The organism is Nonomuraea maheshkhaliensis, assembly GCF_039529435.1.
Classification (GTDB): Bacteria; Actinomycetota; Actinomycetes; order Streptosporangiales; family Streptosporangiaceae; genus Nonomuraea; species Nonomuraea maheshkhaliensis.
Genome location: NZ_BAAAMU010000028.1, coordinates 75,232 through 96,739 on the forward strand (window position 1 = coordinate 75,232; position 21,508 = coordinate 96,739).

Annotated in this window: 18 protein-coding genes; 12 read left to right on the top strand and 6 right to left on the bottom strand. The window is 72.5% G+C overall.

Features of this window, described 5'->3' with window-relative positions; all coding sequences use genetic code 11:
- The first annotated feature begins 12 nt into the window (after positions 1 to 12).
- Positions 13 to 726, top strand: coding sequence for a histidine phosphatase family protein (locus tag ABFX54_RS20790; protein ID WP_346107122.1), 714 nt, complete (start codon positions 13 to 15; stop codon positions 724 to 726).
- On the opposite strand, the gene ABFX54_RS20795 is transcribed toward ABFX54_RS20790, so the two are convergent.
- From ABFX54_RS20795 to ABFX54_RS20815, 5 genes are all read right to left on the bottom strand, one after another.
- Positions 625 to 1,197, bottom strand: coding sequence for an NUDIX domain-containing protein (locus ABFX54_RS20795; protein WP_346107124.1), 573 nt, complete (start codon positions 1,195 to 1,197; stop codon positions 625 to 627). The two genes, ABFX54_RS20790 and ABFX54_RS20795, sit on opposite strands and share 102 nt — an antisense overlap.
- Positions 1,188 to 2,018, bottom strand: a complete 831-nt coding sequence (locus ABFX54_RS20800; RefSeq protein ID WP_346107126.1) for a carbohydrate deacetylase — start codon at positions 2,016 to 2,018, stop codon at positions 1,188 to 1,190. The genes ABFX54_RS20795 and ABFX54_RS20800 overlap by 10 nt, the downstream gene beginning before the upstream one ends.
- Positions 2,015 to 3,460, bottom strand: coding sequence for an MFS transporter (locus ABFX54_RS20805; protein ID WP_346107128.1), 1,446 nt, complete (start codon positions 3,458 to 3,460; stop codon positions 2,015 to 2,017). The genes ABFX54_RS20800 and ABFX54_RS20805 overlap by 4 nt, the downstream gene beginning before the upstream one ends.
- 39 nt (positions 3,461 to 3,499) lie before the next feature.
- Positions 3,500 to 4,573, bottom strand: coding sequence for a Gfo/Idh/MocA family oxidoreductase (locus tag ABFX54_RS20810; RefSeq protein WP_346107129.1), 1,074 nt, complete (start codon positions 4,571 to 4,573; stop codon positions 3,500 to 3,502).
- Between the two features lie 76 nt (positions 4,574 to 4,649).
- Positions 4,650 to 7,211 carry a hypothetical protein gene (locus ABFX54_RS20815; RefSeq protein WP_346107131.1) on the bottom strand — a complete coding sequence of 854 codons (2,562 nt, stop codon included), beginning with the start codon at positions 7,209 to 7,211 and terminating at the stop codon, positions 4,650 to 4,652.
- 128 nt (positions 7,212 to 7,339) lie between these two features.
- On the opposite strand from ABFX54_RS20815, the gene ABFX54_RS20820 reads away from it, so the two are divergent.
- The 4 genes from ABFX54_RS20820 to ABFX54_RS20835 all read left to right on the top strand — a co-directional run bounded on the left by ABFX54_RS20820 (position 7,340) and on the right by ABFX54_RS20835 (position 9,776).
- Entirely contained in the window at positions 7,340 to 7,846 is a 507-nt protein-coding gene (locus tag ABFX54_RS20820) for a DinB family protein (protein WP_346107133.1), read from the top strand.
- A gap of 100 nt (positions 7,847 to 7,946) precedes the next feature.
- Positions 7,947 to 8,765: a Rossmann-fold NAD(P)-binding domain-containing protein gene (locus ABFX54_RS20825; protein ID WP_346107134.1), complete on the top strand. Its 819-nt coding sequence runs from the start codon at positions 7,947 to 7,949 to the stop codon at positions 8,763 to 8,765.
- Positions 8,677 to 9,159 (top strand): FAD-dependent monooxygenase, encoded by a 483-nt coding sequence (locus ABFX54_RS20830; protein ID WP_346107136.1) that lies wholly within the window; start codon positions 8,677 to 8,679, stop codon positions 9,157 to 9,159. The genes ABFX54_RS20825 and ABFX54_RS20830 overlap by 89 nt, the downstream gene beginning before the upstream one ends.
- A 98-nt stretch (positions 9,160 to 9,257) precedes the next feature.
- Positions 9,258 to 9,776 (top strand): carboxymuconolactone decarboxylase family protein, encoded by a 519-nt coding sequence (locus tag ABFX54_RS20835; RefSeq protein WP_346107138.1) that lies wholly within the window; start codon positions 9,258 to 9,260, stop codon positions 9,774 to 9,776.
- 51 nt (positions 9,777 to 9,827) lie between these two features.
- Here the strand turns inward: ABFX54_RS20835 and ABFX54_RS20840 are convergent, their stop codons facing one another.
- On the bottom strand, positions 9,828 to 12,818 hold the full coding sequence (locus ABFX54_RS20840; protein WP_346107140.1) for a discoidin domain-containing protein: 2,991 nt from the start codon (positions 12,816 to 12,818) through the stop codon (positions 9,828 to 9,830).
- A 264-nt stretch (positions 12,819 to 13,082) separates the two neighbouring features.
- Between ABFX54_RS20840 and ABFX54_RS20845 the strand changes: the two genes are divergently transcribed.
- The 7 genes from ABFX54_RS20845 to ABFX54_RS20875 all read left to right on the top strand — a co-directional run bounded on the left by ABFX54_RS20845 (position 13,083) and on the right by ABFX54_RS20875 (position 21,497).
- Entirely contained in the window at positions 13,083 to 14,447 is a 1,365-nt protein-coding gene (locus ABFX54_RS20845; protein ID WP_346107142.1) for a DUF1996 domain-containing protein, read from the top strand.
- A 48-nt stretch (positions 14,448 to 14,495) separates the two neighbouring features.
- On the top strand, positions 14,496 to 15,551 hold the full coding sequence (locus ABFX54_RS20850; RefSeq protein ID WP_346107144.1) for a LacI family DNA-binding transcriptional regulator: 1,056 nt from the start codon (positions 14,496 to 14,498) through the stop codon (positions 15,549 to 15,551).
- Between the two features lie 208 nt (positions 15,552 to 15,759).
- Complete coding sequence (locus ABFX54_RS20855) at positions 15,760 to 18,582, top strand: AfsR/SARP family transcriptional regulator (protein ID WP_346107145.1); 2,823 nt, start codon at positions 15,760 to 15,762, stop codon at positions 18,580 to 18,582.
- A 2-nt stretch (positions 18,583 to 18,584) separates the two neighbouring features.
- Complete coding sequence (locus tag ABFX54_RS20860) at positions 18,585 to 19,241, top strand: shikimate kinase (RefSeq protein WP_346107147.1); 657 nt, start codon at positions 18,585 to 18,587, stop codon at positions 19,239 to 19,241.
- A 24-nt stretch (positions 19,242 to 19,265) separates the two neighbouring features.
- The gene (locus ABFX54_RS20865; RefSeq protein WP_346107149.1) at positions 19,266 to 19,862 is read left to right on the top strand and encodes a TetR/AcrR family transcriptional regulator; all 597 of its coding nucleotides are present in this window, start codon (positions 19,266 to 19,268) and stop codon (positions 19,860 to 19,862) included.
- A gap of 46 nt (positions 19,863 to 19,908) precedes the next feature.
- Complete coding sequence (locus ABFX54_RS20870) at positions 19,909 to 20,379, top strand: nitroreductase family deazaflavin-dependent oxidoreductase (RefSeq protein ID WP_346107151.1); 471 nt, start codon at positions 19,909 to 19,911, stop codon at positions 20,377 to 20,379.
- 206 nt (positions 20,380 to 20,585) lie between these two features.
- Positions 20,586 to 21,497, top strand: coding sequence for a M23 family metallopeptidase (locus ABFX54_RS20875; protein WP_346107153.1), 912 nt, complete (start codon positions 20,586 to 20,588; stop codon positions 21,495 to 21,497).
- The last annotated feature ends 11 nt before the right edge of the window (positions 21,498 to 21,508 follow it).

Here is a 21,508-nt window from a genome sequence, read left to right on the forward strand (position 1 = left end):
GAGTATCGTCCGGTGACTGTGACAGCTGAGAGCACGAAGCCGGTCGAATACCGGCAGGGCCGGTTCCTCACCCCGCCAGGAGCGACCGAGGTCCTCCTCGTCCGGCACGGCGAGTCCGAGCCCGCCCGCCCCGGCCGGCCGTTCGCCCTGGTGGACGGCCAGGACGACCCGGAGCTCGCGCCCGAGGGTCACGATCACGCGCGGCGGGTGGCCGAGCGGCTGGCCGCCGAACGCGTCGACGCGATCTACGTGAGCTCACTGCGGCGCACGTCCCAGACGGCCGCGCCGCTGGCCGCCCGGCTCGGCCTGACACCGGTGGTGGAGCCCGAACTGCGCGAGGTGTACCTCGGCGAGTGGGAGGGCGGCCTGTTCCGGCGCATGGTCGCGGAGGGGCATCCGATCGCGGAACGCATGGCGGCCGAGGAGCGCTGGGACGTGATCCCGGGCGCCGAGCCCGCCGCGGACTTCTCCGATCGCGTGCGCGTGGCGCTCGGCAGGCTCGCCGCCGCCCACCCCGACCAGCGGATCGTGGTCGTCACCCACGGTGGCGTGATCGCCGAGGCGCTGGCGGCGGCCACGGGGTCGCGGCCGTTCGCGTTCCTGGGCGCGGACAACGGCTCGGTGTCACATCTGGTGCTGACCGAGGCCCGGTGGATCCTGCGCCGCTTCAACGACACCGCGCACCTCGACCCCGCCTTCTCCACCACGGCCGCGCCGCCCACCTGACGCCTCGATGAGGAGGCGGTGCGACTCCAGCAGCCCCTCGGGCAGGTCGCCGGGGGCGCACCAGCGGGCCTCCAGGATCTCCGTCGGATTGAGCCGCAGGGTCCCGCCGCCGGCGTAGCGGGCCTCGTACGCCACGTCCACCCGCAGCTGGAACCCGCTCCTGAGCTGCAAAAGCTCGCCCACGGTCACCTCAAGCCCGGTCTCCTCGCGCACCTCGCGGGCGACCGTCTGCTCGAACGTCTCCCCGCGCTTCGCCCCGCCCGTCGGCAGCCCCCAGGGCCGCCGCTCGTTCCAGAAGCGGTGGCGCAGCAGCAGGACGTTGCCGTCGCGGTCGCGTACGACGCCCGTCACCCCGACCATGAACGTGGCCTGGGACAGGTAGAGCAGCCGCCACCGCACCCGTGCGCCGAGCCGGAGCCAGACCCGGGCGAGCAGCCGCCTGCCCGGCCGGGCGCGGACCGTCAGTCCCACCAGCCCTCGACCACCTCGACGCCCTCGCTCTCGATGGCGGCGTGCCACACCGGATCACGCAGCAGCCGCGCCTCCCATGAGCGTACGACGCCGTCCGTCCCCTCGACCGCGTCCTCGCGGGACGGGTGCAGGAACAGCTCGCTGGTGCCCTCGGGCAGGGCCGCGAGCCGGCGCAGGTAGTCGTCCCTGAGTGTCTCGTACGTGCCCAGTTCGGCGGCCGTGCGGCGGTTGGTGGCGATCGTCTGGGGGATGGCCACGCCCAGCGCGTCGGCGTGGGCCACGGCGCGCCGGTGGGCCGCCGCGAGCGGCGGCGGGAGCGGCCCGCCGAAGTACGGCTCCGGGTCGCGGGGCAGCCGGAAGGCCAGGCCGTGGGCCGCGCACCAGTCGAGCGTCTCGGCCAGCCACGACCTGCCGTGCAGGCCGTAGAGGGTGCCGGCGTGGGAGTCGGCCGCCACGGGCGCGAGGTCGCGCTCGCGCATCCAGCGCAGCTGCGCCTGCGCCTCCCCGATGACGTCGCGAGCCTCGCGGCGGGCGCCGAGGACCATGGGGTCGGCGCTGAGCGTTCCGTCCCCATCGGCGAGGCTGGCCGGGCCGGCCAGCGGCTGCCAGCGCGGGACGCCACGCTCGCTGGTGAGCGTCACGTGCAGCCTGGGCAGCACGCCGAGCTCCCTGACCTGCTTCGCGGCCGCCTCCGCGACCGGTGAGACGCAGATGAGCGTCGTCGCGGAGACGTGTCCCTCGGCCAGCAGCGCGGCGATGACCTCGGTCGTCCCCTGCTCGCGGCCGAGGTCGTCGGCGGTGATCACGACGCGGCGGCTCATCGGGGACGCTCCACGGCCGGTCCGTCCACGGATTCCTCCACCGAGCTCGTAACCGGGCCGTTCGCGGGGCCCGGGTCGTCCGCAGCGCCCGAGTCGTCCTCAGGACCCGGTCCCGGCGGCGGGACCGGGTCGGTCGCCTCGGGCGGTGTCTCGATCGGGACCGAGACCAGCCGCGCCGCGACCGCGCCGATCGTCGTCAGCACGAGCGGATACACGCACAGGTACACCCGGAACGCGAGCCCGGGATCGGCGCCGGGATCGTCGCCCGAGTTGTAGCCGAGGAACACGCCCAGCGAGGTGAGCGCGAGCCCGGTCACGATCCCGTTGAGCCGCCCGAAGAAGCCGAACGCCGACAGGAAGAGCCCTTCGCGGTGCTCCCCGTTGCGGGCCGCGTCCGCGTCCAGGACCCGGGCCACGATCAGGTCGTTCGTCGCCAGCATGCCCGACCAGCCTGCGCCGACGAGCACCCCCGCGGCGATCGCGGTGACCAGGCCGGTGGCGAAGAACAGGGCGGCGAAGCCGGCCGCGAGGACCGCGAAGGCGATCCGCCAGGCCCACAGCGCGCCACGGCGGGCCACCAGGCGGGTCCACAGGATGAGGCCGCCCGCGGTGACCAGGATGACGATGCCCTGGAGATAGAGGGCGTTCACGACCGGGAGCCCGAGCGAGTAGCGGACGTACAGCTGGATGCCCGACAGCACCAGCGCCATGGCGATGCCGTAGCAGGCGCCGATGAGCCCGACCGACCAGAACATCGGGTTGCGCACGATCGACCACAGGCTCGGCAGCAGCCGCGGCCGCTCGCGCGTGGAGTAGCGGGGCCGCTCGCGCGCGCTGAGCGCCATGAACGCGATCACGACGAGCGCGACCGCGCCGTAGATGATCGCCGTGGTGCGGAAGCCCTCGGTGGACTCCTCGGTGCCGAACACGCTCGTCGTGAGCAGCGGGGTGACCGCCAGCGACAGCACGAGCGCCACCAGCTGGAAGCCCTGGCGCAGGCCGTTGGCGACCGCGCGGTCGCGCTCGCGCGGGTAGAGCTCGGGCAGCAGCGCGCCGTAGTTGGCGTTGATCATCGAGTCGAAAGCCTCGCACAGGATCGCGAACACCGCGAACCACAGCACGAGCCCCATGCCCCGCAGCGAGGACGGCGCGGAGAAGAACGCGATCATGCAGGCCACCAGCATCGGCGCGCCGACGAGCAACCACGGGCGGCGCCGGCCGAAGCGGCTGCGGGTGCGGTCGGACAGGTGGCCGAGCAGGGGGTTGTCGACCGCGTCGATGACCGCGTAGATCACCATGACCACGCCGTAGGCGCGCACGTCGAGCCCGAGGATGTCGACGTAGTAAAGGATCATCGATCCCTTGATCAGGTTGATCGGGATGGAGGTGCCCAGCATCCCGATGGCGTAGCGCCAGGCGGGGGTGGTACGGGGTTCGGACACGCGATCACTTCCTTCTCCCTGGGCCGGCCGGCGGGGGCGTCAGCTCGCCCAGGGCTCCGTGCCCGTGGTGACCGGGCCGCCGCTCTTGGCCGACTCCCCGATGGCGAGCCCGATGAGGTGGTCCTGGCAGGCCTCGGCCAGCGGGTACGGCGCCGGCCCCTCCTGCCGCGCCCAGGCGCCCGTGCGTTCGAGCAGGTCCGCGACCGCGATGTCGTCGTCCGACAGGCCCGCACCGGCGAACGGGTTGCGATAGACCACCCGCCCGTCGAAGCTGATGTGCCGCAGGTCGCGCGCCTCCAGGTCGAGGTCCACGCCGGTGTCGCGGCGCAGCAGCCGTGACTCCACCGGCGTGAGCGGGTCGGCCAGCCGGATCACCCGGTCGTCGGCCAGTTCGCCGGTCGAGCCGCGCACGACGATGCGCCGCGACAGCAGCGGGTTCCACCACTGGTTGTCGGTGAAGTCGTACAGGCCCATCCGGCCGCCGAAGCCGATCGTGGCGATGGTGGTGGTCGCCGGGCGGGGCGTGGCGCCGCCGCGCCAGCCGCCGGGGCCGAGCGGGTCGGCGAGCGGCGCCTCGAAGGCGCCCGCGCGGACCTCGGCGGGCTCGACCGCGACGCCGAGCAGGCCGCGGATCATCGACACCGCGTGGTAGAGGTGCGTCGAGGAGACGTGGACCGAGGTCGGCTCGCCGATCACGCCGTCGCGCACGATCCCCAGCCGGGCCGCGTGCCCGGGCATCAGCAGGTACTGCTCGGCCACCTGCACCAGCCCGGAGCCGCCGACGTCGGCCCAGAGCGAGCGCAGCCCGGCCAGGTCGGGCGCGGGCGGCGTCTCGGCGAGCAGGGCCAGCCGGCGCGCGGCCACCTCGAACCCGGCGCCCGGCATCGCGTCCCAGGTCACCGCGGCGGCGAGGTAGCCGGGCCGCTCGTGGCCGAGCAGCTCGTCGATCGAGCCGAAGGCCGGCACGCCCCACTCCGCGGTGATCGCGGCGCCCCGGTCGGTGCTGCGGGTGACGACGCCGGCGACCCGCAGCCGGTCCGGCATCGCCTTCGCCAGCCGCAGGAAGAACCGGGTTCGCCGCCCGCTGCCGATCACACCGAACGTCGTGGTCATCGAAGCCGGACCTCCCCGGAGACGCTGGAGCGGTTCCGCGTGGGACGAAACCGGCAACAGCGTACTTCGCCGGAGATCAGGACGGGAGGGAGAGGGTCTTGCGGAACCTCTGCACCTCGTTCCAGACCTTCTTGTGCTCCGCCCTGCGCACGGTCATGATCTCCTCCGCGTCGACCGGGGTCGCCGCGGGGGTGCGCAGTTTGGTCTGCGTGATCGTGAGCCGGTTGATCGAGGCGCGCGCGGCGGCGGCCAGGGCGGGGTTCGACGCCCATCCGGTCGGCGGTTTCTCGGCGAGCGCCGCCTTCAGGTCCTCGATGGCCACCGCCAGCTTCGTCTCCGCGCCGTAGTGCTTCGGGTTGGCCAGCTCGCCGCTCTTGAGGGTGATCGCGTGCCGCAGCGATCCGGTGTCGAAGGTGTCGCCCTCCTTGCCGTTCTCGTCCTCCCCGTGGAACGTACGGTCGCCGGCGTCGACGGTCGCGTACGGCAGGGCGTTGCGGAAGGTGAGGTAGGCCGTGGTCGCCTGCTCGCCGTTCCCGGCGGTGAGCACCTCGTACGCGGCGGCCAGGATGTTGCCGATCTGGCCGGCCTCCAGCTGGTCGTAGGGCAGCAGGGCGTCCAGCTGCATGACCGTGGAGCTGAGGTCACTGCGGACCGCGGCGCCCAGCGCCGTGACACACGCCTTCTCGTTCTTCGCCTTCATCATCACGGCGTCGGGATGCTGCTTCTCGATCGCCCACGCGGTCGTGTGGGAGCCCATCCCCGCGATGCCCGCCGGGGTGGCCGGCCGGCCGTCGGTCTTCACCTTCGGCTTGGCCAGCGGCTTGAACTCGACGGTGAGCTCCGTACGGGCGGCGTGGGCGGCCCAGTCGTTGGGCGGCGGGACCACGATCGGTTCCTGCTCCCGGTGCCGGGCCGCGACCGCGTCCAGCACCTCGGTGAGCCGTGCCGGGTCGCCCTTCGCGAACAGGGCGGGTCGCAGCGTACGCAGGGCCTGCTCCAGCCGCCGGGTGGCGGCGTGGGCGGCGTCGGCGGCGTTGGCCTCGTTGGTCGCAGGGTCGGCGATGGTCAGGAAGTCGGAGGCCACCACGGCCCTGGTGTAGGCGACCATCGTCTCCTGATGCTGGTGCAGCTTGCTGCCCAGCACGTCGGCGCAGCGCTCCAGAGCCTGATCGGCGGTGCTCTGGTACACGGCGACGGCACCGGCGGCGAGCAGGACCGCCTCGTCGATCTTGCCGAGCTGCTCGCGGACCTGCCTGCGGGTGGGGGGCTTGTCCTCCCCCGTGCCCCAGAGGCCGAGCAGGCGGTCGGCGGCGTCCTTGATCCGTCCGGCGGCCAGGTGGACGTCCCTGACGGCTCCCGGCTGCTTCATGACGCTCTCGGCCTGGTCGCGGAGGGTGGCGATCGCCTCCGTGTCCACCTTCTTCAGGTCGCGCGTCAGGTTCCTCAGGCCGTCGGCGATGTCCTTCAGCTGCTGGTGGCTGCCGCTGATGGACTCGACGATGCTCGGGTCGAGGACGTACCAGATGTCGGACTCGCGGATGGCGGCGTCGAACGCGAACCCGTTCCACAGCGCGTCGTCGAGCGGCTGACGCATCGGATCGTCCTCGTCGAGAGCCTCTCTCGGCTCGTCCTCCTCGGTGTCGTCGCGGCTCTCGTCCGAATCCGCCTGCTCGGCCAGGAGCCTTCTGCGCTCTTCCGCGGCGGCTATGCCCTCCTTCTCGAAGGCGATCAGGACCTTGCGGGACGCGCCCTCGCCCGAGCCCGTCGAGCCGCGCTCGGTGGCGGCGCGCACCGTGGTGTACGGCAGGAAGTTCTGGTAGGCCAGGAACTGGCCGACCGCGCCGGAGAAGGCGTCCTTGGCCTCCTTGTCGGTGCTCCCGTCGTCCATGGCGACGTCGCAGAGCTCGGCCACGTGGTAGGCGTAGTTCTCCAGGGGTTTGACGCGGCTGTCGGCGTCGGGGAGCCGGTCGAACTGGGTCATGCCGAAGGAGTCCGGGGCCGACATCCACTCCTGGGCCTCCTGCTGCATCTCCAGGAGCTGTTCCGCGGCCTCGTCGATCGTCTTGTCGTACAGGCGGAAGCGCAGGTTGTCGAGCTCGCCCTGCCAGAAGGTGAGATGGTCGCCCATGCGGTTGCCGTAGGGCGAGGGGGTGCGCTGCAGCGAGCTGAACCCGATCGTCTTGAGCAGGTCGTCCTCGGTGCGGGGCACCGGGTACAGCTTCACGACCGTGCCGCGAGGCAGGTCCTTGTGCTCGGTCACGGACAGTGTTCTGTTCCGCTTGGGCGCGTTGACGAGTTCTTCCCGGAACGGAAGCGTCTCGATCAGGGTGCGCTTGCGTGAGACCTCGGCGGCCGCCTCCTTCTGCGCGGCCTTGACCCGCTCCGCCTCGGCCTTCTTCTCCAGCGCCTCGCGCTTCGTCAGCGTGAAGTCGGCGGTGTGCTGCTTCTCGCTCAGGTTCGCCGGTCTGGCCGCTCTCGGCCGTGACACGCGGATCGGGGGCGGCGGCATCACCCCGACGCCGGATCCGGGCCCTGAGGAGACGTCGGATCCCGGTCCTGACGGCGGGAGCTCCGACTTCTTGCCGCTCCGGCTGGGTGGCTTCCTGGTCGGGCTCGTCTTCCTGTCACGCTTGGCCATCGCTCCCCCTCACGTCGGCGTACTGGGAGGGCCATCGGGTCGGAGGCCGCCCCCCGGGCGTTAAATACGTTGCGCCCGCACGGGTGGTCCGCACAGCATCAAGATCGGACGCTGCGGAAGGGGAACCCATGAACGCGATCCTGCTCGACACGATCCGCCACAACACCTGGGCCACCGGACGGCTCATCGAGTTCTGCCGGGATCAGCGGCTCTCGGCGGAGCAGCAGGAGGTGCGCGGGGTCGGCACGTTCGGCGGCATCCGCTCGACCCTGCAGCACATCGTCGAGTGCGACGGGAGCTACGTGCGGCGCCTGGCCGGGACCGAGATCTCCTGGGTGGACGACGAGACCGAGGCCGGCCTGGACGAGCTGCTGAAACGGGCGTCGGAGGCCGCGCGGCTGTGGGAAGAGGTGCTGGCCCGGCCGATCGACGTCGAGGCCGTCCTCGTCATCGACGAGGGCACCCGCGAGACCCGCACCGGCATCTTCCTGGCCCAGGCCGTCAACCACGCCAACCACCACCGCGAGCAGGTCTGCGCCATCCTGACCGGCCTCGGCGTCCAGCCGCCCGACATCCAGGCCTGGGAGTACGCCTGGGACACCGGGCGCATCTGGGACCGGCTCTCCGCCTCGTAGAAACACCGGGCGGAAGAGACGACCATGTGAATATGGCGGATGATCCGCGAACCGCCGAGTGCGACGACCCGGAGCAGGGGAGCGCCACCGGAGGACTCCCATGACGACGCGACCCCCGCGCGTGATCATCACAGGAGCCGGCATCGCCGGGCTGACGGCGGCCCTGATCCTGCACGCGGCCGGCATCACGGACGTGACCGTGCGCGAGGCGGTGGCGGAGCTGCACCCGCTCGGGGTCGGCATCAACCAGCTCCCCCACGCCGTGCGCGAGCTCATCGAGCTCGGCCTGGGCGAGCGCCTGGCCGCGATCGGCGTGGCGACCGCCGACCCGACGTTCCTCACCCATCGCGGGCATCGGATCTGGTCCGAGCCGCGCGGGCTGCACGCGGGCTACCGGTGGCCTCAATACTCGATCCACCGCGGCCGGCTGCAGCTGATGCTGCTGGAGGCCGTACGCGAGCGCCTGGGGCCTGAGTCGGTCGTCCTCGGCTCCCCCGTCACCGGCCCCGGCCACGAGGCCGACCTGCTCGTCGGCGCCGACGGCATCCGTTCCAGCGTCAGGCGGGCCCTGTTCCCCGCCGATGGCGAGCCGCTGCCGGGCGGCGACGTGCTGTGGCGCGGCACCACGTACGCCAAGCCGTTCCTGACCGGCGGCTCCATGCTGATGATCGGCGACAGCACGCAGAAGCTGGTCATCTACCCCGTCCTCGCCGCCCGGCGAGGCGTGCGCCCGGCTGATCAACCGGGCCATCCAGCACCGGGCGCGCGTCGAGGGCGTGCCCACGGGCGACTGGAACCGGCCCGTCGCGGTGGAGCACGTCCTGCCCCACGTGCGCGGCCGGCACTGCGACGAGCTGGACATCCACGCGCTCATCGAGGGCGGGGAGCAGGTGTTCCAGTACCCGCTCGTCGACCATGACCCGTTACCCCGCTGGTCGGCGGAGCGGGTGACGCTGATGGGCGACGCGGCGCACCCGATGGACCCGACCGGCTCCAACGGCGGCACCCAGGCCGTCATCGACGCCCGCGTCCTGGCGTACGCGCTGGCCCACGGCCTGGGCCTGGAGTTCTACGAGGAGCAGCGGCGGCCGGTCACCGGCGGCGTCGTGCTGGCCAACCGCCAGGACGGGCCCGAGGTCATCCTGCGGCTGGCCCACGAACGCGCCCCCGGCGGCTTCACCGACGTGGAGGATGTGCTGCCGCTGGCCGAGCGCGAGGAGATCGCCCTGCGCTACAAGCGGCTGGCCGGATTCGAGCCCGCCACGCTCAACGCCCGGCGCAGCTGGACGGTGCACCCCCAGCCGCTCCCGTGAGCTCCGGCGGCCCTCGGCGATCGAACCTCGGAGGTGGGCGCCGCGTATCCCCAGCCGTAACGCAGGCGCCTTTCAACGAGCGAGAAGAGAGCCCCGCCATGTCTGATGCCTCCCTGTCCGATGCCGCCACGTCTGATGCCACTGTCACCCGGATCGCGATCAAGGACGTGACCCCGGACGTCTCCAGTGCGATGAGCGCCCTGCACGAGGCCGCCATGGCCGCGGCGCGGGCCGCCGGCATCGAGCCGGAGTTGCTGCAGCTCGTCAGGATCCGCGCGTCGCAGATCAACGGTTGCTCCCTCTCGCTGGCCCGGCATCTGCGGGACGCGCGGGCGATGGGTCAGAGTGAGCAGCGCATCAGCGACGTGCGGGCCTGGCGCAACAGCAAGGTGCTCAGTCCCAGGGAGCGGGCCGCGTTGTCGCTGACGGAGGCGATCACGCTGGTCTTCGCCGGTCAGGTGCCGAACGCGGTGTACGCCGAGGCGGCCGGCCTCTTCGACGAGACCCAGCTGGCGGCGCTGATCTGGGCCGCGACGGTGATCAACACGCACAACCGGATCGCGATCACCACCCGGCTGGAGGGCAGCGGCGCGCCACCGATCGCGGCCGCCGGATGAACGTGCCGGTGCGGCGTCCCGGGCTGCGTCCGGGACACCGCACCGGGCGTGTCAGCCGTAGACGCCGAAGTGCCACAGCGAGTAGCCGTACGCGGTGCCGCGCCGGGTGAGGTTCAGCCGGACGTAGCGGGCGGAGGCGTTCAGCGCGATCTCGTCGAACCCGCCGTCCCCGCTCGCCGTGCTGTGCACGGTCGTCCAGCCGGCCCCGTCGGCCGACGTCCGCACCTCGTACGCCGCGCCGTAGGCGTCCTCCCAGCCGAGCTGGACGTGCCTGATCGCGGCCGCCCGCCCCAGGTCGACCTGGATCCACTGCGGATCGGCCCACTCGCTGGCCCAGCGGGTGGTGAAGCTGCCGTCGGTGGCCCGGTCGGGGGTGAACGGGCCGCCGTCGCCGTTCGCCTGATAGGTCGAGGCGGTGGTCGGCCTGCCCCTGGCCAGGTCGGTGCCCGCGACGACCGGCGGCACCACGCGGAACGAGCGCTGCTCGATGCCGGCGTTGCCGTGGCCGTCGTAGGCGTAGACGTACACCTTCCACACGCCCATCCGCTCCGGCGCCGTCACCGCGAACCGACCGGGGCCTGTCTCGGTGAAGCGCGCCTGGGTCAGGCCGCGGTTGCCGGTGATGTGCTTGTCGCCGACCATGACGTTGTAGCGGATCAGGTCGCCGTCCGGGTCGGACGCGGCGACCTCGACGGTGAACTCCTTGCCCGCCTGCACGGCGGTCTGCGAGCCGACCGTCATCGAGGTGATCGCGGGCGGGGTGTTGCCGGTGGCCTGGCCGGTGTAGGCGCGCTTGAGCGCGTGGTAGCCGTGACGGCGCCAGCCGCCGGTGGTGGTGTTGAGCCAGACGCCGCCGAAGTCGTTCTCCAGGCCGTAGTGGAACTCGGTGGCGCCGAGCGCGACGCCGGCGTGGCCGGTGACGGCGTTCCAGCTCGCCAGGTACATGTCCCGTTTCTCCAGATCGCCCGGCTCGTCGGGGACGCCGTTGACGTCGTTCGGGACCTCCCACTCGCCGTCAGGTCCGGCCTCGGTGACGATGTACGGCCGGGTGTGCCCGCCGGCGATCCAGTCCTGCCTGACGGTGCCGATGGCGCCGTAGGAGTTGACCGCCAGCAGGTCGAGCGCCGGGGCGTGTGCCTTGTAGTAGGTCCAGGCGTGGGTGTAGGCGTCGGTCGAGGTGACCGGGTGGTTGGGGTCGGCGGCGTGGATCGCCTCTGCCACCTCGTTCACGAACCTCGCGTACGCGGCCCGCCGCTGCTCGACCACGTCGGCGGGCAGGCCGTGGTCCTGCATGGTGAGGATCACCTCGTTGCCGACGTCCCACATCAGCACGCCCTGGCGGTTCTTCAGCGCGTTCACGCGGGCCACGATCTCGTTCTTCACGCTCGTCTTGTACGCGGTGTCGTTGACGTAGTCGGCGCCCTGGTTCAGCCAGTGCCCGACGATGACCTTGATGCCGTGCCGGGCCGCGGTGTCCAGCAGCGCCGGGGTGTGCGCGTCGTCGACGCCCCAGGTGCGGATCGTGTTGACCCCCATGGCCTTCAGGTCGCGCATGTAGCCGTCGGCGGCGGCCTGCGGCGGGCCGTAGGTCACCCCCTTGATCAGGTACGGCGAGCCGTTCACGGTCAGCCGCCAGTCACCCTGGGAGCCGGTCACCCGCACGACGCTCGGCCCGGCGGGGACGGGCGGGTCGGTCAGTTCGGCGGGGACGGAGCCGGCCTGCCGGGAGACCGCGATCCAGTCCACACTGAGCTCGCCGCCGGAGGTGGTGGCGGCGGTGGGCGTGGTGAGGCCGGCCAGGGCGTCCGGCAGCGAGCCGCCGATGGCCAGGTCGAGGCGGAGGTAGAAGCCGTGGTGCACGGCGGCCTTCCAGGCGGCCACGCCGACCTGGCTCTCGCGTACGACCCAGGTCTGCCGGCCGTCGAGGTGGAAGCGGATCTCCTCGTCGGTCTTCGTCCTGTCGATGATCTGCGTGTACTCGTGGTAGCCGGTCCGGCAGCCCGCGCAGCTCGCGAAGCCGCTGGTGCGGCCGTTGTACTCGTTGCACACCCCCTCCGGGGCGGTGCCGCAGTGCAGGGTGTTGGCGAGCTGGTCGCGGCCGTTGACCGCGGTCATGATGTCGGTCTCGCCGATGCCCGGCCAGTTCGTGTGATCGCCGCGGAAGGCGGCGCCGGTGGCACGGAAACCGGGCCAGTAGCCGAGCCCGTTCGCGACGTCCGGCTGTTTGATCATGGCGCTGAACCTCAGCAGCTCGCCCGGCCGCGGCTCGAAGTCGGCCCGCCGGGTCTCGATCCGGCCGGAGGTCCAGCGGCCCGCGCCGTCCCTGATCGCCTTGATGGTCAGCCGGCCGTCGCCGAGGTGCACGTTGGCCGTCGAGTCGGTCATGGTCTCGACCTCGCCGGTGCCCCAGTTGGCCGGGCCGCCGGGGTAGGAGGTGCCGGTGCGCGGGATCCAGTTCGCGGCCGACGGCGAGCCGCCCGCCGGGCCGGTGAAGTCGTCCCGCCACACCTCACTCCACGTGCCCGGATCCGGGCCCGGGTCCGTTCCCGTGCTGCCGTAGACCCGCATCTCCCAGAGGGAGTAGCCGTAGCCGGTGGCTCGGGCGGTGCCGTAGAGGCGGATGTGGCGGCCGGTGGCGGTGAGGTCGATGGTCTGGGTGCCGCCGGTGCCGTTGGTGGTGGTGTGGGCGTCGGTCCAGGTGTCGCCGTCGTTCGAGGTCTGGATCCTGAACGCGGTGGCGTACGCGGCTTCCCAGGTGAGGACGACGCGGCTGATGCTCGCGGAGGTGCCGAGATCGACCCGCAGCCACTGCGGATCGCTGAACGAGCTGGACCACCGGGTACCGGTCAGGTCCCCGTCGAAGGCGGCCGCCGCGCTGTAGGCGGCCCCCTCCTCCGAGGAGGCGGTCGCCGGACGGCCCTGGGACAGCAGGCTGTCGGCCGCCGCGGGAACGGGGAAGCCCAGCAGGGACACGATCAGGCCCGCCAGCGCGACGGCGACCGCCGTCAACCGGCGCGGGCCCGGACTTAGAGTTGGATGCACGACCTCTCCTACCGACGGGGGGTGCCGGGCCGCGGGCACGGCTCAGGTGGGAGAGCGCTCTCCGTAACGGAGAGTCCTCCCGCCCGGCCGCCGAGTCAAGACCCATTTCTTCACCGGGACGAAACGCCCTGCTCATCCACTGGAAACGCGGCAGGTCGCGGCGCTTGTCGTTCCTCCCCCGCTTGACAACCGGTCACCGCAGCGGTCACTCTTTTGGAGAGCGCTCTCCTACGTGTGTCGTTCCGACCCGTTGGAGGAGAGACCATGCCCCCTTCCCGCAGCCCCGCCAAGCTTCCCCTGAGAGCGATGTGCGTCGCACTCGCCGCGGCCATCGCGCTGGTCGCGGCCGGCCTGACCACGATGGCGCCCGCCGTCGCCGCCGACGGCCTGCTCTCGCAGGGGCGGCCGGCGACCGCCTCCTCCGTCGAGGGCACGGGTTACAGCGCCGGCGCCGCCTTCGACGGCAACACCACCACGCGCTGGTCGAGCACCGCCGCCGATCCGCAGTGGCTGCGGGTCGATCTCGGCGGGCCCGCCACCATCAGCCGCGTGGTGCTGACCTGGGAGAGCGCGTACGCCACCGCGTTCAGGATCCAGACCTCGAACGACGGCGACACCTGGACCGACGCCCACACCACCACCAACGGCACCGGCGGCACCCAGACCATCGACCTCACCGCCACCGGCCGCCACATCCGCCTCTACGGCACCGCCCGAGCCACCGGCTACGGCTACTCCCTCTGGGAGATGCAGGTCTACGGCAGCGGCGGCTCGCCCACCACGCCGAGGCCCAGCCCGACCTACACCGACGAGGTCACCCACCACGAGTTCCAGGCCAACTGCTCGTGGACGGCGAACCGGCCCGACGACCCCATCGTCTACCCCGGCCTGCCCGGCGCCTCGCACATGCACACGTTCGTCGGCAACCGGACGACCCACGCGGGCAGCACGGCCGCGTCGCTGCTCGGCGGCGGCACCTCGTGCACCAACCCGCACGACCGGTCGGCGTACTGGTTCCCCAGCTTCTACAAGGGCGACCAGCTGATCCAGCCGACCGGCGACCAGGTCATCTACTACAAGTCGGGCATCCTGGAGTACTGGCGGGTGCAGCCGTTCCCGCAGGGTCTGCGCTTCGTCGTCGGCAGCCCGTACGCGAGCCTGGAGGAGTTCCGCGACGCGCCCGGCGCCGTGGAGGGCTTCGAGTGCGGCGACCTGTCGCGCAGCTGGGACATCCCCCGCTCCTGCGCGCCCGGCACCCAGGTCAACGTCCGCTACCAGGCGCCGAGCTGCTGGGACGGGGTCAACCTGGACAGCGCCGACCACAAGAGCCACATGGCCTACCCGGTCGGCGGCTACTGCCCGGCCGGGCATCCGGTGGCGGTGCCGATGCTGGAGTTCAAGATCGCCTTCCCGGCGGACGGCGACCTGTCCCAGGCCCGCCTGTCCAGCGGGCGCGGCTACACCTGGCACTACGACTTCTTCAACGCCTGGGACGATCCGGCGATCCTCGACGCGCTGGTGACCCACTGCATCAACGGCGGCCTCCAGTGCAACCCGCGCGGCTACGACCTGTACAAACCGCATCGCGGCGCCGCGCTCACCGAGGACTTCCAGCTCCCCCGGCCATGAGAGGAGGTGTCGGAGAGCGCTCTCCGAGCGCTGTGCTATAAAGGGCTGATGAGGCAAGATCCCTCGCCGTCATCAGGCTCGTCCATCACTCTGGAAGACGTGGCCCGCGCGGCGGGAGTCTCGCGGTCCACGGTCTCCCGGGTGATCAACGGCATCCGCAACGTCGATCCGGCGATCCAGGAGACCGTCAGGCGGGCCATCGCCACCACCGGCTACGTGCCCAACCACGCCGCCCGTTCCCTCGTCACCCGCCGCACGGGCGCCATCGCGCTCGTCGTCTCGGGGGCGGGCGGCGAGGGCGCCGACGCCCCCTTTCCCGGCCAGGTCTTCGCCGACCCGTTCTTCGGCCGCGTCGTCGGCGGCATCGTCGGCTTCCTGCGGCCCCGGGGCATCCATCCGATCCTGATGTTCGCCGAGAGCGCCGAGATCCACGCCCAGGTCCTCACCCATCTGCGCCACGGCAACGCCGACGGGGCGCTGCTGGTCTCCACCCACGCGGCCGACCCGCTCCCCCGGCTGCTCGTCGAGGCGCGGGTGCCGGCCGTGCTGTTCGCCAGGCCGGCCGAGCCGATCCCGATCAGCTACGTCGACGTCGACCATCGCGCCGGGGCCAAGCTCGCCGCCGACCACCTCGTCTCGCGTGGCCGCCACCGCGTCGCGACGATCTCCGGCCCGCTCGACGTGCCGGCCGGGCAGTCCCGGCTGACCGGCTTCCTGGACGCGATGGCCGCCCACGGCCACGCCTACGTGCCCCACGCCGAGGGCGGCTTCACCCACCACAGCGGCGAGGCGGCGATGGAGCGCCTGCTGGAGGAGCATCCCGGCCTCGACGGCGTGTTCGTGGCCAACGACCTGATGGCCCAGGGGGCGCTGGTCGCGCTGCGCCACCACGGCCGGCGGGTGCCGGAGGACGTCGCCGTGGTCGGCTTCGACGACAGCAGCGCGGCGACCGCGTGCCGGCCACCGCTCACCACCGTCCGCCATCCGGTGGAGGACATGGCCGGGGAGATGGCCCGGATGTTGCTGGCCCACATCGAGCAGCCGGGACGGCCGGCCATCTCGAAGATCTTCGACCCCGTCCTCGTCGTCCGCGACTCCGCCTGAGCCGCCCGCCCGGACCATCCGTCCGAGTCGCCCGCCTGAGCCGCGCGGCCCCCGACGGCCGGCGTCCCGTCGTGCGAGCCCCCCGCCGCGTTCTCCTGAACGGCGGCCCGCTCGCACCGGAGCCGCGCCGGGGATCCGTGAGACCGAGCACCGGGCGGAGGGCGGATCGCTAGACTTGGCGATCTTCCTTGACGACGGGAGCGCTCCCTTGAGACTGGAGATCAGGTGCCTCGGGCCTTGGGAGGTCGAGGCGGACGGCGAACCGGTGCACATCGCCGGGGCGCGACGGGTGGGGGTGCTGGCCCGGCTCGCGCTGGCCGCGGGGCAGTCCGTGCCGGCCGAGCGGCTGCTGTCCGACGTGTGGGAGAGCAGCTCGGCAGCGACCGCGGGCAAGCAGGTGCAGATCGTGATCTCGAAGCTCCGCGAGGCGTTCGCCGCCCACGGCGGCGCTGAGCTCATCGAGACCGTGCTCGGCGGCTACCGGCTCGCGCTCGAACCGGAACACGTGGACGCGCACGCCTTCACCGGCCTGGCCGGGCGGGCCAGGGCGGCCTGCGCCGAGGGCTCCTTCGCGAGCGCGGACGGGCTGTTCCGCGGGGCGCTCGGGCTGTGGCGGGGCCCGGCGCTGGGCGAGGTGGACGCGACCTGGGCGCGGATCGAGGCCGACCGGCTGGAGGCGGAGCGGCTGTCCGTCCTGGAGGACCACGCCGAGCTGCGTCTGTCCGCCGGCGACCACCGCGCCCTGACCGGTGAGCTCGCCGCGTACGTCAGCACGCATCCGCTGCGGGAACGACCGGCCGCCCAGCTCATGCTCGCCCTGTACCGCGACGGCCGTGCGCCCGAGGCCCTTGAGGTCTACCAGCGCCTGCGCCGGACCATGGTCGAGGAGCTGGGCATCGAACCCGGCGCGGAGCTTCGGCGGCTCCAGCAGGCCGTACTCGTCAAGGATCCCGAGCTCGACCTGCCACCGGAACGGCGGAACGCGCCCGGGGGGCCCACCACCCCCGCCGAACTGCCCGCCGACACCCAGGCGTTCACGGCGCGGACGGCCGAGATCGAACAACTCAAAACCGACCTGACCGGCGCCCCCGAGACCGGCTCGGCGAGCGGGGCCGCGGTCAGCGTGATCAGCGGGCCGGGTGGCATCGGCAAGTCCGCGCTCGCCGTCCACGTCGCCCACTCCGTCGCCGGACGTTTCACCGACGGCGTCATCTACGTCGACCTGCACGGATCCACCGCCGGGCTCACCCCCTTGACGCCCGTCGAAGCCCTCCGCCACCTGCTGCGCTCCTTGGGCCTGGACGGCACCGCCGTCCCCGTGGACGCCGAGGAGGCCGCCGCCCGCTACCGCTCGCTCACCGCGGCGGGCCACCTGCTGGTGATCCTCGACAACGCCCGCGACGCCCGCCAGGTCCGCTCGCTGCTGCCCGCGGGGCCGGGCTGCCGGGTCCTGGTCACCAGCCGCGATCCGCTGGCCACCCTGGACAACGCCCGGCACCTGCGGCTCGACCGGCTCGACGACGCCGAAGCCGTCGCGCTGCTCGCCCGGGTCGCCGGAGCCGGCCGGGTGGAGGGCGAGCCGGAGGCGGCGCTGGAGATCGCCCGGCTCTGCGGCGGTTTCCCGCTCGCGCTGCGCATCATGGGAGCCCGCCTGGCGGCCCGTCCCGACTGGTCGCCGGCCGATCTCGCGGTCCGGCTGGCCGACGCCACCCGGCGGCTCGACCTGCTGGAGTACGCCGACCTGGCCGTGCGCGCCAGTCTCGCGGTCAGCCACGAGCACCTGCGCGAGGAGCCGGGAAGGCAGGACGCGGCGCGGCTGCTGGCCCTGCTGGGGCTGGTGGACCTGCCCACGCACACCCTGGCCACCACCGCCGCGCTGACGGACTGGACCGAGCACCGCGCCGAGACCGCACTGGAGCACCTGACGGACGCCCGCCTGCTCGAACCCGCCGACTCCGGCCGTTACCGCATCCACGACCTCGTCCGGCTGTACGCCCGCGAGCAGAAGGTCCCCGGCGAGGACCGGGCCGGCGCGGCCGGGCGCGTGCTGGACCACTACCTGGCCACGGCGCAGCGGGCGTGCGGGCTCCTCTTCGGTGACGGCGTGGCCGGTGACCTGTTCCCCACCGAGCGGCCAGGGCAAGAGCTCACCTCCCTGGCGGACGCCAACGACTGGGTGCGGCGCGAGCGGGACAACCTCCTCGCGGCGGCCCGGCAGGCGGCGCGCGACGCCGACCCCTCGACGGCGGGCCTGGCGAACGCCATCACGTGGCTGTTCGAGCGCCGGGGCTGGTTCCCCGAGCTCATCGAGGTGACCGAGGAGGCGCTGCGACTGGCCGGGAAACAGCAGGACTGGACCGCCCGCGCATACCTGTTGCAGGGGCTCGGCGGCGTCCACCAGCAGCTCGGGCGCTTCCTGACGGGCGCGACCCACCTCAAGGAGGGCCTGGCCTGCTGGGACCGGGCGGGGCTGCCGGACAAGAAGGCGGGGATCCTCAACGACCTCGGCGTCACCTACACCTTGCTGGGCCGCTACGACGGCGCGCACGCCGCGCTGGACGAGGCCCTCGCCATCACCGAACGGACGAAGCGCAGGGCCCACGAGTCCTACGTGCGCAACAACCGGGTGCACGTCTTCTACCGTCAGGGGAGACATGAGGAAGCCGTGAGCGAGGCGCGGCACGCCCTGGCGCTCACGGAGGAGTCGGGCGACACCGGCGACCTCGGCATCGCCAACGACTCCCTGGCCGACGCCTACCGGGCCTGCGGGATGCTGTCCGTCGCCGTCGAGAGGTACCGGCAGGCGATCGAGCTCCAGCGCACGGCCGGACACCTGATGGGCGCCGCGGTGTCCTGCTGGTGGCTCGGCCACACGCTCTACGACCTCGGGCGGCACGACGAGGCCAGGCGATCCTGGCAGGAGTCGCTGGAGATCCTGCGCGAGGCGCGGCTGCTCACTCCGGCCGAGGTGGCGGGCTACCTCGCCCAGCCGTTCCCGGACACTCCCGGGCCGATCAGGAACCAGCTCTGAGCATGTACGACGAACCGGCTGATGGCCTGAGGCGACGGCTGCGCCACGTCCACTGGATCGGCGGCGGCAGCGGGGCCGGCAAGTCCACCGTCGCCCGTCGCCTCGCCGACCGCCATGGCATGCGTCTGTACGACACCGACGCGGTCATGCCCGATCATGCCCGCCGCCTGCCCGCGGACCGGGCTCCCTACCTGGGCCGGTTCGCCGCCATGGACATGGACGAGCGCTGGGTGAGCAGGAGCCCGCGCGAGATGCTGGACACCTTCCACTGGTATCGCGGCGAAGGCTTCGAGCTGATCGTCGAGGACCTGCTCGTCCTGCCCGCCGATCGCCCGGTGCTCGCTGAGGGGTTCCGGCTGCTCCCGGACCTGGTCCGGCCGCTGCTCGCCGACGTGGACCAGGCGGTGTGGCTGCTGCCGACGCCTTCCTTCCGCCGGGCGGTGTTCGACGGCCGCGGCGGACCGGACTGGGCCTTCCTGGCCAGGACCGGCGATCCGCGGCGGGCGCTGCGGAACGTGCTCGAACGCGACGCGCTGTTCACCGACCGGCTCGCCGGGCAGGTCCGGCGCCTGGGACTGCACGGGATCGAGGTCACGGCCGGCGACGCCGAGGACGACCTCGTCCGGCGGATCGCCGTGACGTTCGGGCTGGAGCGATAGGGCGCTCCGCGATAACTTGGTCGTATGACCAACTTGGCCGATCGACCAACTTCGTCGCGGGGCGACCGCCGTCGCGAGCAACTGGTGGAGACCGGCGTCGCGCTGCTGGGTCAGGAAGGATGGCCGGGAGTCACCACGCGCGCCGTGGCCGAGCGGGCCGGCACCAACCCGGGCCTGATCCACTACCACTTCGGCGGGCTGGCCGGGCTGCACGCCGCGATCTTCCGCCGGGCCACCGACCTGGTCATCGGCCCGCTGCTCACCGAGCTGCTCGGCGTCACGGACGAACGGGCGGCGCTGCGCATGATGCGCGGCACGCTGCCCCACGCGAGCGGCGACGAGCGGACGACCCGCCTGGCCGCGGAGCTGATCGTGGGGGCCACCCGCGACCCCGCGCTCGGGGCGGTGCTGCGCGACGAGCTGCGCCGGGTGCGCGCCCAGGTGGCCGAGCGGCTCGGCCTGCTGCATCCCGGCTGGCCGGCCACCCGGCGCGAGGGCGCCGCCACCCTGATCGTCGCCGCGATCGACGGGCTGATGCTGCACCACATGGTCGACGCGGACCTGCCCATGGACCAGGCGCTGTCCGCGGCCGAAGACCTGCTGGGGGACGACGGCCCCTGAGACCCCTCGCCCACGGCGACACCCCTCACGAGAAAGGCCGACCACCATGGAGATCGTCAACCGGCCCGCACCGCCGACCGGGCTGCGCCGCAGGCTCTGGCGCCTGCCCATCCTGCTCTACCGCCTGGGCCTGGGGCGGCTGCTGGGCGGCCGCGTCATGCTGCTCACCCACACCGGCCGCGTCTCGGGGCTGCCCCGCCGGGCCGTCATCGAGGTCGTCCAGCACGACGAGCTCGGCTACGTCGCCGCCTCCGGCTTCGGAGAGCGGGCGGACTGGTACCGCAACGTCATGACCATCCCCGAGGTCGTCCTCCAGGTGGGCGGCAGGACGCTCAAGGCCACCGCGGCGCCGCTCTCCGCCGACGAGGGCGCGGAGCTCATGGCCCGGTACGCGCCCCGCCATCCGGTCGCCGCCCTGCGGCTCTGCCGGATCATGGGATTCGCCGTGGACGGCGGCGAGGCCGACTATCGCGAAGTGGGGCGGCGCATCCCCTTCGTCCGCTTCATCCCGGCCTGAGCGGCGCTCACCGGCGCGCCGGGGAACGGCCTTCCCGATGAACGATTCACTGCCACCCGGCAAGGAGCCGGAAACTTTCAAGCGACAGGCATTGATGAAAAGAAGTTTCGGAGATATCTTCACGATCATCCGCCCGGGCGCCCGACCTCCACCCCCCTCCAGAGGTGAGCATGCCTATGCCCGCACGGCCGGCACGAATGACGGCCATGAAGCCCACGATCCTCGCCCTCTCGATCGCCTTGGCGGCGGCGCTGTCCCCGCAGGCCGCCTCCGCCGCCCCGGCCGCCTCGTCATCCGCCGCCTCCGCCGCCTCCGCCGCCTCCGTGCGGGTGATGGCCTCGCACAAGAGCCCGTTCAACTGCGGCAAGACGTTCTACGCCAACAACTGGATCGACACCCCGCCGCACAATCCTGAGGGCTCCATCGACTGGCAGACGTACGGGAGCGACGCCATCAACGGCGAGCCCGTGCGCGCCACCGCCGCGGGCACCGCGTACTTCAACGACGCGGGCAGCACGAGCTACGGCAAGTGGGTCGAGGTCCGTCACAGTGACGGCACCAGGACCCGGTACGCCCACCTCGCCACCATGGTGCGGGCGGCCGGCGGCTCGATGAGCGTCGGCCAGGGCACCCAGATCGGCACGGTCGGCTCCACGGGCGGCTCCAACGCGCCCCACCTGCACTACGAGCAGCGCACCTCCGGCGGAGCCGTCGACACCAGCCCCACGGTCGAGGGCGTGACCGTGTCCCTGGGCCAGAAGAAGGCCGTGACCAGCACCAACGCCTGCGGCGGCAACCCGTACACGCCGGAAGAGGTCTGCGGCAGCGGCTACGCGACCATCGACTCGGCCGCCCTCACCGGCGGGCGGGTGTACCTGCTCTACAACTCCGGCAACGGCAACAACTGCGTCACCACGCTGAAGACGACGAACGTCGGGACGCCGTCGTCGATGTCGGCCTTCCTGGAGCCGGAGGGTTCCAGCAGGACGACGAACTCGGGCAGCTTCGGCTACTACGCCGGGCCGGTGACGCGGTCCGCGCCCGGGACGTGCGTCAAGTGGGGCGGCTCCATCGGAAGCGACTCCTACACCAGCCCGTTCGAGCACTGCGGCTCCTGACGACCGAGCCC